Annotated in this window: 11 protein-coding genes, 1 pseudogene and 1 riboswitch; of the genes and pseudogenes, 6 read left to right on the top strand and 6 right to left on the bottom strand. The window is 45.6% G+C overall.

All coding sequences use genetic code 11. From position 1 onward, the window contains the following. Nucleotides 1-375, top strand: a pseudogene (locus IQ263_RS26075) (DUF4335 domain-containing protein); the annotation flags it as partial. 47 nt (nt 376-422) lie between these two features. Beyond that, nucleotides 423-932, top strand: coding sequence for a tetratricopeptide repeat protein (locus IQ263_RS26070; RefSeq protein ID WP_194013158.1), 510 nt, complete (start codon nt 423-425; stop codon nt 930-932). Between the two features lies 1 nt (nt 933). On the opposite strand, the gene IQ263_RS29555 is transcribed toward IQ263_RS26070, so the two are convergent. Continuing rightward, nucleotides 934-1,059, bottom strand: a complete 126-nt coding sequence (locus IQ263_RS29555) for a hypothetical protein (RefSeq protein WP_255515934.1) — start codon at nt 1,057-1,059, stop codon at nt 934-936. 245 nt (nt 1,060-1,304) lie between these two features. Here IQ263_RS29555 and IQ263_RS26065 point away from each other — a divergent pair, with 245 nt between their 5' ends. Both IQ263_RS26065 and IQ263_RS26060 read left to right on the top strand, forming a co-directional pair. Then, entirely contained in the window at nt 1,305-3,245 is a 1,941-nt protein-coding gene (locus IQ263_RS26065) for a S9 family peptidase (protein WP_194070986.1), read from the top strand. A 238-nt stretch (nt 3,246-3,483) separates the two neighbouring features. After that, nucleotides 3,484-3,708 carry a hypothetical protein gene (locus IQ263_RS26060; protein WP_194070985.1) on the top strand — a complete coding sequence of 75 codons (225 nt, stop codon included), beginning with the start codon at nt 3,484-3,486 and terminating at the stop codon, nt 3,706-3,708. A gap of 398 nt (nt 3,709-4,106) precedes the next feature. Here IQ263_RS26060 and IQ263_RS26055 read toward each other — a convergent pair whose 3' ends face one another. The 5 genes from IQ263_RS26055 to IQ263_RS26035 all read right to left on the bottom strand — a co-directional run bounded on the left by IQ263_RS26055 (nt 4,107) and on the right by IQ263_RS26035 (nt 10,326). After that, on the bottom strand, nt 4,107-4,886 hold the full coding sequence (locus IQ263_RS26055) for a universal stress protein (RefSeq protein ID WP_333090414.1): 780 nt from the start codon (nt 4,884-4,886) through the stop codon (nt 4,107-4,109). A 46-nt stretch (nt 4,887-4,932) separates the two neighbouring features. After that, nucleotides 4,933-5,772, bottom strand: a complete 840-nt coding sequence (locus IQ263_RS26050) for a nitrate ABC transporter ATP-binding protein (protein ID WP_194070984.1) — start codon at nt 5,770-5,772, stop codon at nt 4,933-4,935. A gap of 176 nt (nt 5,773-5,948) precedes the next feature. Then, nucleotides 5,949-7,379, bottom strand: a complete 1,431-nt coding sequence (locus IQ263_RS26045; RefSeq protein WP_194070983.1) for an ABC transporter substrate-binding protein — start codon at nt 7,377-7,379, stop codon at nt 5,949-5,951. Between the two features lie 186 nt (nt 7,380-7,565). Next, nucleotides 7,566-8,414, bottom strand: a complete 849-nt coding sequence (gene ntrB / locus IQ263_RS26040) for a nitrate ABC transporter permease (RefSeq protein WP_194070982.1) — start codon at nt 8,412-8,414, stop codon at nt 7,566-7,568. A 99-nt stretch (nt 8,415-8,513) separates the two neighbouring features. After that, nucleotides 8,514-8,706, bottom strand: a riboswitch (cyclic di-AMP (ydaO/yuaA leader). A gap of 282 nt (nt 8,707-8,988) precedes the next feature. Next, a complete protein-coding gene (locus IQ263_RS26035) occupies nt 8,989-10,326 on the bottom strand; it encodes an ArsB/NhaD family transporter (RefSeq protein WP_194070981.1) in 1,338 nt (445 codons plus the stop codon). 204 nt (nt 10,327-10,530) lie between these two features. Between IQ263_RS26035 and IQ263_RS26030 the strand changes: the two genes are divergently transcribed. After that, nucleotides 10,531-11,814 (top strand): sensor histidine kinase, encoded by a 1,284-nt coding sequence (locus IQ263_RS26030; protein WP_333090416.1) that lies wholly within the window; start codon nt 10,531-10,533, stop codon nt 11,812-11,814. A 42-nt stretch (nt 11,815-11,856) separates the two neighbouring features. Then, nucleotides 11,857-12,903 (top strand): magnesium chelatase ATPase subunit I (locus IQ263_RS26025; RefSeq protein WP_194070980.1); only part of this gene is annotated, 1,047 nt, incomplete at its 3' end.

The following is a 12,903-nucleotide window of genomic DNA, read 5'->3' as shown; positions in this document are numbered from 1 at the left end:
CTCCCACCCCTTGAGGACACCCAACCCCAAGCCGAGTCCGCAGACAACAATCAAGCAGCAGCGAGCAAAAAAAATCGCACTTTATTTGATACAATTCCTCAAGTTTCAGAAGCTAGAACTTACTTTGAAGAACGCTGGAAGCCGACCGAAGGAATGGAACAAACTTTGGAATACAGCCTGCAGATCGACGAAAACGGGTCAATTAAAACTATTGTGCCGATGGGAAAAGCAGCATCCGATAATATCGAACAAGTTAATATGCCCTTAGTCGGCGAGCCCTTTGTTTCTCCCGTTTCCAACGGAAAAATCCCGAAAATCCGAGTAGTTTTGAGACCTAACGGTCGAGTACAAACATTTTTAGAAGAGACTGATTAAACCCTCTAACCAACATTTTATAGCTTGAAAAATAAGGTTGATTGCCAATGTTAAGCGGATACAAAAAAGATAGATTTTTAGGTGTGACGGCCAGCACCAGCCTGTTGACAGTAGCTTTAGTTTGTGCTGCAAACATTTCTTTGCCAGTGCGGGCAGAATCACCTGTAAAAAATATCTTAGTTCAAAATACAGGAGCCAATGAATATTTTCAGCAAGGCTTAAGTTTGGCTGCCAAACAAGATACAGAAGGTGCAGAAGCAGCCTTTCGCAGAGCAATTCAAATCGACCCTAATTTAGCCGAAGCTTACGCTAACTTAGGTAGCCTTCTAGCCAATCAAAACAAACTAGAAGAAGCAGTTCCCAATTTTCAAACCGCAATTCGTCTCAAACCGAATGTCCCAGAATTTCATTATATGTTTGGGCAAGTTCTCTACGCACAAGATAAAGTATCAGATGCAGTAGAATCATTTAAAAAAGCCAGAGATTTATTGAAAAAGCAAGGCAAAACTCAAGAAGCAAATTCACTCGAACGAGTTATCAAAAACATAACAAAGTAACTCATCTGCGGTGGGTGCCGCACAGCAAGCCCCAATTTACCATTTTTATTTTCGCACCTAACTGATTATTCCGGGCGATCGCAGTTGTGTATGCTTTCTCAAAAATATTTTGTTTGATTGACAGCAAACAGATGAGAGCAACCTCTAACTGGAAGGAAGAAAATGCCCCTAACGAACAGTCTTCTTTTAATTTCTCCTTAAAAAGGAGAGGCTTTAAACCAATTATTTCTGGTAAAATACCAAGATAGCGGTTTTGAGTTGACTGAAGTACAGAGTCGGGTAGAAAAACAGCATTACCGCGTCCTCTATTTCATCAGATTTAAAACTGCTATATTAATTTTTTCGTTCTCAAAACACAACTGTCTCTACTTTATGAATACCACATCGCCTTACGGTTCTTGGAAATCTCCCATCACCTCAGATTTAATTGTTTCGGGAACTGTCGGACTCGGACAAATTGCTATGGACGAATCGGATATTTACTGGGTAGAAGGACGACCGTCGGAAGCCGGTAGAAGTGTCATTGTGCGGCGCACTCCAGACGGTAAAATAACTGATGTAACGCCCCAGCCTTTCAACGTTCGCACTCGCGTTCACGAATACGGCGGCGGTTCGTTTGCAGTAGCCGGCGGTGTGGTGTATTTCTCTCATTTTGCCGACCAACGTATTTATTGTCAAGCATTAGATTCTCAACCAGAACCTCTCACACCTGCTGCTAAGAATTGCTACGCAGATATGATTGTTGACCTGCAAAGAAATCGCTTGATTTGCGTGCGCGAAGACGGTGCCGGTGAGGGGGAATCTGTCAACACTATTGTTAGCATTAATTTAGATAACGGCGAAGATATTCAAATCTTAACTCAAGGTAACGATTTTTATGCTTCTCCTCGTTTGAGTCCCGATGGTTCTCGACTTTCCTGGATTTCTTGGAACCATCCAAATATGCCGTGGGATGGGACAGAATTGTGGGTAGCAGAAATTAAGAGTGGCGGTTCTTTGGGCGAAAAATATTTAGTAGCTGGTGGCGCTGACGAGTCGATTTTTCAACCGGAATGGTCGCCCGATGGAGTTTTGTATTTTGTTTCTGACAAGTCGAACTGGTGGAATTTTTACAGAACTGTTAATCTCAGCTTGCAAGAAAAACCAGAAGTCGAACCTCTGTGTGAAATGGCGGCTGAATTCGGTCTTCCTCAGTGGGTTTTTGGAATGTCTACCTATGCGGTGGTTTCCGAAAGCAAAATTATTTGTACCTACACTCAGCAAGGTAAGTGGCATTTAGCCAGTCTCGATTTGGCGACAAAGCAGCTAACAACAATTGAGCTGCCTTATACTGATATTTCGTCGGTGAAAGCGCGGGGAGAAACTGTGGTTTTTCTGGCGGGTTCGCCTACTGAATCTACTGCTATTGTTAAATTAAATTTAGCAAGTGGCGAACGGAAAATTTTACGAAAATCGAGCGATTTAAGTATCGATTCTGGTTATCTTTCTGTACCGGAAATGCTAGAGTTTCCCACGGAAAACGGTATGACTGCTTTCGGCTTTTTCTATCCCCCGAAAAATCAAGATTTTGCTGCACCTGCGGGTGAAAAACCGCCACTGGTTGTCAAAAGTCACGGCGGCCCAACTGCTGCTACTTCTAGCGGCATGAATTTGAGAATTCAATATTGGACGAGTCGCGGTTTTGCTGTGCTTGATGTTAATTACGGCGGTAGCACTGGTTACGGTAGAGAATACAGAAGAAGATTGCAAAATAGTTGGGGAATTGTTGATGTTGATGATTGCGCTAATGGTGCTAAATATTTAGCTGCAAAAAATTTGGCTGATGGCGAGAGAATGGCGATCGCCGGTGGCAGTGCAGGGGGGTACACGACTTTGTGCGCTCTGACCTTCCGGGATGTGTTTAAGGCCGGTGCTAGCTATTATGGGGTTAGCGATTTGGAGGCTTTGGCTACTGATACTCACAAGTTTGAGGCGCGCTATCTCGATGGATTAATTGGGCCTTATCCAGAACGCAAAGATTTGTATGTAGAACGTTCTCCGATTCATTCTGCTGAACGTTTATCTTGTCCGGTAATCTTTTTTCAAGGATTGGAAGATAAGGTTGTTCCGCCGAATCAAGCGGAAATGATGGTAGAGATATTGAAAGCTAAAGGTTTGCCGGTTGCTTACGTTACCTATGAGGGGGAACAGCACGGTTTTCGCCGCGCTGAAAATATTAAGAGAACTCTTGATGGGGAGTTTTATTTCTATTCCCGGGTGTTTAAGTTTGAGTTGGCTGAACCGGTGGAAGAAGTGCCGATTTACAATCTTTAGAAAAAGTTAAGTTTGCAGTTGTTTTGTTGGCGCTTTAACGCAACTGCAAAGGACGGCATAATTTGCACATATTGAATGTGATTTAGTTCACAAATTCTGTTGGTTGCTGTCACAAGTTTTGGCTGTTTGGTGTCACTGATTTTAAGGAGATTTACATAGAAACTATGAAAGTGCGATCGCCCTCTGTGACTGCAGATAAAGTGCGATCGCCCTAGCGTCAAGTTGAGAGTCAATCTCTATGCAAACTCCTGTCAGCCTGATTCCATCTGCTTTGGGCGAGCTGTTCGCCGAAGTGAATTATAATGGCTACATTACTTTGGCCGATCGCTACGGTTTGATGGCCGCTATTTTTGACGAGACTTTGACGGAGGAAGAGAGACGCTCGATAGATCGCATCCTGCGCTCTGTGTGTCGGGGTAGGATAAAATTAGTTAACGAACTGTCTGCGATCGGATGCAGATAATTTTTCTTAACGGTAATCTTAAAAATCTCCATCATCAAAAAAGTCCTAATTGTCTCGTAATTGGGAATTCGATCGAGGAAACACTTTTTAATTTGTTCTGTCAGGGACGCAGAAACCGGGTTGATGGGCGAAAATACACAGGTTATAGCCTTTAATCCCGGTTTCTTTGGTATTGATGGTATTGATGCGTCCTGGACTGTTTCGATCTAGTTTGGCGCACGAATTATAGCGGTAGGGTGCTTGTGGCGCACCTTACATATACAAGTTTTGCCTGAGTTTCAACAAGTTTAACCTGCAGGTATAGCAGTCCTAAATCAGTCGCAAAATCGATCGATACCAGAATCCTTGTAGTGCGATCGTCTTGCTCGCGTATAATGCAAGCAAATCATTTAGGATTGCTATATAGCTGTAGTGAACTGCAACTTGCTCAAACTTTCTTCAGCTTGAAACTCCATCTGATAGGTAAGTGCCGGAGGAATCCCGAGCACGCAGCATGGAAAATTATTACCTAGTTCCTTAATCAGCCGGTGTTTGCCAGAATTGCACCCCAAAAACAGTAAGTTTGCAGATTCTAACTCTACCACATTTCTCAGTTCTGTAGCAACCCGCCCGATGCACAAATGAGCTTTGAATAAACCGCGCCATTCTTGGGCCAAACAGCGGGCTTGCCACAGCAACATATCTGCTACCTGGTACTGATTATTTTGACCGAAAATTGCTCGGAAATAAGGCGGCTCGATCCAAGTTGTTCGCCGAGATGCCGATTGGATTTCGGCTGGGGGTAAAACGATCGCAGGCGCTGCACAATGAAAGGCGGATATTTCCTCTAAAGCTGACCTTTTTGGCTTCGCAGCCCCGGCATTTGTCGCAGCAAAATTGCCAGTATCTTCGCCGTAACTGTTGGGCGCTTCGTCGAGCACGTAGACGACTTGCACCGTGACTTCTTTAGTTGTTACTAAACGAGTTTGATGCGCCATCCAAAGGGTAATATCCAGTGCAGTTTGACTTTTGGGAGAATTGTTGTAACCGACAATAAAATTGATAGCTTTTGCCGAATTTGTAGATTTTGATTTTTGAGAAACAGGCACTTTTGGCTCCGGCAGCAACACCATGTCTTCCGCTAAGTTTTGGTATCCCAATGCACTTTCAAAACGGGCTAAGATTGTTTTGAGATTCACAGGCTTGACCTCTGTTAAGTGAATTGTTTTGTCTGTTCGTTGGCTGTTATTCGTCTTGAGTAAAGTAGCGATCGAGAAAATTCAAAGCATAGTTGCGAAGTTCGTAATACTCCTGAGATTCCCGCAACTCTTGGCGATCGCGCGGATGCGAAAAAGGCACTGCCAAAATCTCCCCTATCGTCGCCGCCGGGCCGTTTGTCATCAGCACAATGCGATCGGACATATAGATAGCTTCGTCCACATCGTGGGTAATCATCATTACAGCTTGTCTGTGATTTTCCCAGATATCCAGTACCTGTTTCTGCAACTTGCCGCGAGTCAGAGCATCGAGCGCTCCAAACGGTTCATCCATTAATAACATCTTCGGACGAAGTGCCAAAGCTCGCGCAATCCCAACCCGCTGTTTCATGCCCCCTGAAATTTGATCGGGATATTTATCTGCTGCTGCTGTTAAGTTTACCATTGCTAGGTGTTCGTTGACCAGGCTAATCTTCTCGGCGCGGCTAAGACTTTGTAAAACTTCATCAACTGCCAGCCGAATATTTTCCCGCACCGTCAGCCACGGTAGCAATCCGTAGTGCTGAAATACCATCATGCGCTCGGCTCCCGGTTTGCGAATTTCTTTGCCTTGAAGTGTCACCATTCCCGCACTTTGTTTTTCCAAACCTGCCACTATTTTCAGCAGCGTTGATTTGCCGCACCCGGAGTGACCGATTACCGAAATAAATTCGTTTTCTCCAATACTTAAGTTGATATTTTCCAGAACGCTAAATTCCTTGCCGTCCGCACTTTTGTAGGACTTGAACAAATTGTTTATTTCCAGAAACTCTGATTGGCTGTTAACTTGGTCGTTGGTTGGGGTAGATTTAGAAGTGGATTGAGTCACGGTATTCTCCTAAAAAGTTGTAAAGGGTTAATTTTAATTTATTCTGATTCTGGTTGTGTAAGCGGTAAGGTGCTGCACGCATAACCTAATTATGTAGGGTGCGGCCTAAGCACCGGTGCTTGTGCCGCATCCTACTTGGGATTCTGCCTTAGCTTTTGCGCCCAAGACTGGAGAAATTAAGACTGAAAAAAAGATTGAGGGCGGTTGGCTCTAATTTCAAAACTATTCAAATAACCCACCGGATCGCTTGGATCGAATGCCTTTTTATCAATAAAAAGTTCCGCAGGTTCCACTTGGTAATCCTCCTTGGGACAATCGATCGCCATTTCGGCCACAATCTTGCGGTAAAGGTCGGTTCTCCAAGCTTTTTTAGCTAATTCATCAGCATTTTTGGGCACTTTTTTAATCTGTCCCCAGCGAGCGGCTTGAGTCATCAGCCACAGACTCTGAGATTGCCACATAAATGTTGAATGATTTCCCGGTATTTGAGGTAAATTCTTAGGAATGTCATAGAAAATAGTTGCATCTTCCGATTGTATGGTGCGGTCTTTTCCGTCAAACCCTCCATAGTTGTATTCCCCTACTATTGCCGGCCGCGTAAATTTGTCGATCGCCCCTTTTTTCGGTTTCGCCCCCGTAAACGATCGCTCAGTCAGCAGCGCCGCTATTTCATTGCGATTTTCCGGGTGGCTGCAATACTGACAAGCTTCCACCATTGCCTTAACCAGCGAGTAATAAGTCTTCGGATTTTCCTCAATGAACGATTGCATTACTCCCAAAAGGCGATCGGGATGTCCCAGCCAAACTTCCTTGCCTTGGGCAAAGGTAAAACCCACTCCCGAATTGCCTTGAATTGCCCGCGTATTCCAAGGTTCGGCCACCATGTAAGCCTGCATCGCCCCGATTCTCATATTCGTTACCATTTGAGGCGGCGGCACAATAATTACCCGAAATTCTTTGAACGGATCGACACCGGCTGCCGCCGATATGTAGCGGACAAAGTATTCGTAAATCGCCGAACTCAAGACAACAGCCCAGACTTTATTTTCTACAGGTTGACTATCAAAAAAACCTCGAAATTGTTTGCCAAATTCTTCTAAATTGCCGTTGTATTCGTGCCAGGGGCGCAAGCCGAAATCCCACATCGCTTTGCTCATCGTCATCGCGTTACCGTGGCGGTGAATTGTCATTGCCGCGCACATGGGTGCGTGACGCGCTCCTTCGGCACCGATGCGGGCGTTGGTGACGGCGCCGGATACCACTGGGGAAGCATCGAGTCGCCCGAAAATCAGGCCGTCGCGGGAGGTGGCCCAGCTTGCTTCGCGGTTGAGTTTGACGTTTAAACCGTATTTGCGGAAAAATCCTTTTTTCCAGGCGATCGCAAATGGTGCACAATCGTTAACCGGCACGTATCCTACGGTTAAATTTGGTTTTTCTAAGGTTCGGGAATCGACGAGCGGCTTTACCGCTTCCGCTTCTTCAGTGAGTCCTTTTGCCGATCGATCCGCGCTAATTCCACAAGCAGATAAAGCCGTACCCGCCGCCGCCGCTCCCATTCCTTGCAAAAACTCTCGGCGATTCCATTCATTGGAAAACTTGTTGCTCATATACAGTTGATAGTTGACAGTTGACAGTTGATAGTTGATAGTTGCAGGGTGCGTCGCCACCAACCATCACACACAAAAATCGACCATCGATGAGCAGCGACGCACCTTACAGTTGACAGTTGATAGTTAACTGTTCGCTGCTGACTAATGACTAATGACTAATGACTAATGACTAATGACTAATGACTAATGACTCTCGATAGATCGATGTGTCACCAATTCCTGAACTTTGCCAACCCCCCAATCGAGCAACAATCCAGTTAAGCCAATTACAAACACCGCTAAAAATACCGAACTCAGATTCAAACGGCTCCACTCATCCCACACAAAAAAGCCAATTCCCACACCGCCTGTCAGCATTTCCACCGCCACAATCACCAGCCAAGCAATCCCCAAACTAATCCGCAAACCTGTAAAAATGTATGGCAAACTCGCCGGCCAAATTATCTTGGTAATCCGCCTCCAGCGCGGCATTTCCAACACTCGCGCTACATCCATATAATCCTTGGAAACGTTAGAAACTCCCAAAGCTGTGTTGATAATTGTCGGCCACAAAGAGGTAATGAATATGACAAAAATTGCCGACGGCTCTGCTAAATTAAAAATCGATAAAGCTATGGGCAGCCAAGCTAGTGGCGACACCGGTTTGAAGATTTGAATCAGCGGATTGAGCGCCATCATTGCCGGTTTCGACATCCCGATCAGAAATCCCACAGGAATCGCCACTGCAGCACCCAGCAAAAATCCCACTAACACCCGCCGCAAACTCGCTAGCAGCAGCAAGCCAATGCCTAAATCTCCAGGCCCGCGCTGGTAAAATGGATGCAAAATGTAATCTAAATTAGCGATTAACGCCTGATAGGGAGTGGGAATCAAATCGCTCTTGAAGCTGGCAACAATCCACCACACCCCAAGAATTCCCAAAAAACCAGCCGCCGGCAACAATACGGTATCTCGGATAAAAACGGGTTTTGCCCGCTTCCATGCTGCAACTCCGGCAACTGCGATCGCAGATAAATTAAGTTGAATTGACATTTCAATCTCCTCAGAGTCAGGGGCGGTATAAGAATCTTGAACAATACCAACCGGAGACACTGATGAAGCCAAACTATCTATTGAAGACAAGTTGACTCTTCAGTCTCTTCTCAATGCCTGCGAAGTTAGCTGACGGGCTAGGACTGAGAGATGTCCTTCTCTAAAGATTTCAAAATCAAAAATTACACTCAAATTTGGCAACTTTTAACTTGGCTCTTTAATTCTGTAGAGATTCGCCCCTAAAATTGGTTCCTCCGCTCCAGCCACACGCTAGTCTTTGCAAATTGTTCGATCGCGCAGCGCTGGATTAGGCTTGACTTTTATAGCCAATTCAACCTAACTTATCACTAGCGCCCAATCTTGTCAATACGTCTTTAGGAGTAGCTACTGCACGACTTACGTAAAAAGTGGTTTGACGCGCTACTCAATAGGGGTAAGGTACCCATTGCAAACCTGCAATATAGAGGTGATGCGTAACTCGTGTAATGGCGATTTTAGATACTTTGATATTACCAACCAATTTCTCTTCACATCGCTCCTGTTCCCGGTTCCCTGTTCCCTGTTCCCTGTTCCTTCAAATCAGAAACCGAATAGTTACATAAATAGCAGCCACCACCAATTGCAACGCCATCACAGGAAGCCCGTAACGCAGAAAAGTTTGAAAAGAAATCCGCCTGCCATGCAATTCAGAAATTCCTGCTGCAACTATATTAGAAGAAGCTCCTACCAAAGTGCCATTTCCTCCTAAAGTTGCCCCGTACATCATCGCATAAAACAGCGGTAATACCTCCAGAGGAAACTGCCCTGCAAAATCGGGATCTAGGACTTCCACAGGGGCTAACCCGATGTTAACAACATACTGTTTGAGCAAAGGGACCATCGCCACCACTAGCGGAATGTTCGGCACCACGCTGGACATTAAACCCACAAAAAATAACAAACTTAGCGAACCCAAAAAAATATTTTTACCCAAAATCACTGCTAGAATTCCCGATATACTGGCAATCACTCCAGTTTTTTCTAAACCCCCAATCAGTACAAAAGTAGACATGAAAAATAGCAGCGTACTCCAATCTAAATCCCGCAAAATATTGTTGACAGAATCTATCTTGGAGTGGTGAGCTAAAAGCATTGCCAAACCAGCCCCCAACAAAGCAACGGCTGCTGGTGAAAGTGGCACGGGCAGAGACTCTCCCACAACAAAAAATAGCAGCACAAAAGCTATGATTAAGCCGCCCACTCCTAAAACTCGCGGGTGATTAATTTTGGGATGTGGCAAGTGTGCCAAATCCTCTAATTCTTTGTGCCAGATTTCGGGGAACAACCACGGCAGAAGAATGACTATTACTCCTACGGCAATTGCGCCGCCTAAACTTAATTTCATCAGGTAATCGGCAAAGCTCATATTAATCGCATCGCCTACAATGAATGTCGCCGGATCTCCCACGATTGTCAGCAGTCCCGAACTATTGGCTACAAATACCATTAAAATTAGTAATGGTACAAAATCGACACCCACTTCTTGCGCCATTGGCGGAATTAATGGTGCTAGCAGCATGACTGTGGTAGCATTGGGCAAAACTGCACAAATCGGGGTAGTAATCGCCACAATACCCAGCAACAAATTTTTGCCTTTTCCTTTCGCCAACAGCACCATTTGAGTTGCCAAATAATCGAATACTTTGGTCGGCTCAAAGGCTCTCACCATGACCATGACTCCAAAAAATAAACCCAGGGTTCCGTGACTGCGACCGATATATTCGATCGCATTATTTAACGTCATCACGTGGGTAAAAACCAGAATCAGCGCTCCCAAAAATGCCGCAACTGTCAGGTGTATCCATTCTGTAATTATTAAGAAAACTACACCGATAAATGTTGCCGCAGCGATCGCAGCTTGCACGTTTTCCATTTAGTCCCCTGACAAAACTAAAGCTTAAAAATTAAAACCTCTGGTTGTCAGCGAACATACTACTTTTAAGCTCTTCTGTCAAGACGTTTAAGTGTCACTTTTGGCATAAAAAAGCTGGGATCTAGTCATGGAGAGAGCAGCACGGGGGAAAAATCACCTCAAAACTACTTCTTTTAGCAGGGTTGCGATCGCCCGAAGTTTGATATGGCGATCGGGCGATCGCTCAACTACAATGAAGCATGGGCAATATCTGCCAAACTCAACCCCCACGCAGACATCATGGACTACAGCCAAATGCTCGCCGATAAAACCGATACGATCCTTAAAAACTGGATTGAAGCAGTACGTCAGGATCGGAACATTGAAAGTGCAGACACCTTAACGCACTCAGCGATCAAAAATCACATACCCCATTTGTTGGCGGCGATGGCCGCATTGCTTTCCCAATATCGCAACAGCGACATAAAGGTAATAATTGAAGCCAGTTTAGATCACGGACTTCTTAGAGCCGAACAAGGCTACGACTCCGCAGAAGTAGCCAGGGAATACCATTTATTGCGTCAAGTAATATTCTCAGAATTAGAAGCAGAATTGCTAGCAGGAACCACTGCCGAAGTATTCAAAGCTTTTCGCCTCATCGATGCCGTAATAGACGAAGCAATTGCCCAGTGTTTCAATAGCTACGTCGCTCAGAAGCTTCGGGAACTCCAACAAATCCAAAGTCAGTTACAACTCACAAATCAAGAACTCAATCGCCTCGTCAGCGTCAACCAAGAAAACCTTTCCTATTTAGCTCACGAACTCAAAACACCTCTCAACTCAATCATCGGTTATTCAGAGCTATTTTTGCGAAAAGGAAGGGCGCAAACAGAAATCAAAGATACCCTCCCCGGCATCGAACACATCGAGCGAGTATTGCGTAACGGCAGACAGTTGTTGCGCCTGATTAACGACGCCCTAGAACTTGCTCGCGCCGATGCCGGCAAAATTAAACTTAACCTGCGGCAAACTAATGTACAATCTCTAATTAACTCCGTAGTAGAAATGATGCAGCCAATTGCTGATGCTAAAGGACTAAAACTTGCTGTTACCAGCGACTGCGCCCCCAAACAAGTAGTCGCCGACGGACAGCGGCTGCAACAAATTGTCACCAACCTTCTGAGTAATGCCATTCGCTATACAGAATCTGGTAGCATTGAATTAAGTTGCAGCCGCGCTGGAGAAGCAAATTGGACGATCGCCATTGCAGATACAGGTATCGGCATCGCCCCCGAAGATACCAACCGCATCTTTGACCCCTTTTTTCAAGCAGGAGAAGCCCGCAAACAGCAGTATCCCCCCGACAGCACCGGCCTGGGATTAGCCATAGTATCGCGGCTAGTCACGCTTTTGCAAGGTCAAATAGAGGTAGTATCAGAAATCGGAGTCGGCTCAACTTTTACCGTAATTCTCCCTTTAGAAGTTAAAATACTTCAAGTAGTAAGCTAAAAATTAAGTTCAAAATTTTAGATCCGAACATCAGAAAATCCTATGCCCGCAGCCAACCTTAGCTTTTCCACAACCGCCTTTCCCCTCACCGCCGTAGTCGGGCAAGCAGCAATCAAATTAGCCCTGCTTTTAGCAGCAGTAGATCCCGGATTGGGAGGAGTGGCGATCGCCGGTCGCCGCGGTACCGCAAAATCAGTAATGGCCCGCGCCCTGCATTCCCTACTGCCACCAATTGAAATTGTTAAAGACTCTTTTTGCAACGCCGAACCCGATGAAAACATTGCAGAACAGACATCTTTTATATTAGAAGAAAACGGGCAAGATGCCCACACCACAAATACTAACTCCCCAAATACAGAAATTATTCCCGCACCTTTCATTCAAATTCCTTTGGGTGTCACCGAAGACCGACTCTTAGGTTCTGTCGATGTCGAACAATCAGTAAAATTTGGCAAAACCGTATTTCAACCGGGACTTTTAGCCCAAGCAAATCGAGGCGTACTTTACGTAGACGAAATCAACCTGCTCGATGACAACATTTCCAACCAATTGCTAACAGTATTAACCGAAGGTCGCAACCAAATAGAACGCGAAGGCATCAGCTTCCAACACCCCTGCAAACCTCTATTCATTGCCACCTACAATCCCGAAGAAGGGTCGCTCAGAGAACATTTGCTCGATCGCATCGCGATCGTACTTTCCGCCGACGCAGCACTCGAACTAGAAGAAAGAGTATACGCAGTAGAACAAGCCCTATCCTACTCCAGTTCCCCCCAAGAATTTCTCAACCAATACACCGAAGACACCGACAACCTCAAAACCCAAATCATCCTCGCCAGAGAATGGCTCAAAGATGTTACCATCAGCCGCGAACAAATTGCCTACTTAGTAGAAGAAGCCCTGCGCGGCGGAGTCCAAGGACACCGCGCCGAAATCTTCGCCTGTCGCGTCGCCAAAGCCGCCGCCGCCATCGAAGGACGCACAGAAGTTAACGCCGAAGATTTGCGCCGCGCCGTAGAACTCGTCATCGTACCCCGGGCCACCATCGTCCAAACTCCCCCAGACGAAAACCCACCGCCACCGCCACCG

This window comes from Tychonema sp. LEGE 06208, assembly GCF_015207505.1.
Taxonomy (GTDB): Bacteria; Cyanobacteriota; Cyanobacteriia; order Cyanobacteriales; family Microcoleaceae; genus Microcoleus.
The sequence above is the reverse complement of the archived record's forward strand: the minus strand, read 5'-3'. Positions and strand labels throughout refer to the sequence as shown.

Excerpts from the sequence above, each read along its gene's own strand:
- IQ263_RS26070 (WP_194013158.1), top strand. The coding sequence starts at position 423 with ATGTTAAGCGGATACAAAAAAGATAGATTTTTAGGTGTGACGGCCAGC.
- IQ263_RS26065 (WP_194070986.1), top strand. The coding sequence starts at position 1,305 with ATGAATACCACATCGCCTTACGGTTCTTGGAAATCTCCCATCACCTCA.
- IQ263_RS26060 (WP_194070985.1), top strand. The coding sequence starts at position 3,484 with ATGCAAACTCCTGTCAGCCTGATTCCATCTGCTTTGGGCGAGCTGTTC.
- IQ263_RS26045 (WP_194070983.1), bottom strand. The coding sequence starts at position 7,379 with ATGAGCAACAAGTTTTCCAATGAATGGAATCGCCGAGAGTTTTTGCAA.
- ntrB (WP_194070982.1), bottom strand. The coding sequence starts at position 8,414 with ATGTCAATTCAACTTAATTTATCTGCGATCGCAGTTGCCGGAGTTGCA.
- IQ263_RS26035 (WP_194070981.1), bottom strand. The coding sequence starts at position 10,326 with ATGGAAAACGTGCAAGCTGCGATCGCTGCGGCAACATTTATCGGTGTA.
- IQ263_RS26030 (WP_333090416.1), top strand. The coding sequence starts at position 10,531 with ATGGCGATCGGGCGATCGCTCAACTACAATGAAGCATGGGCAATATCT.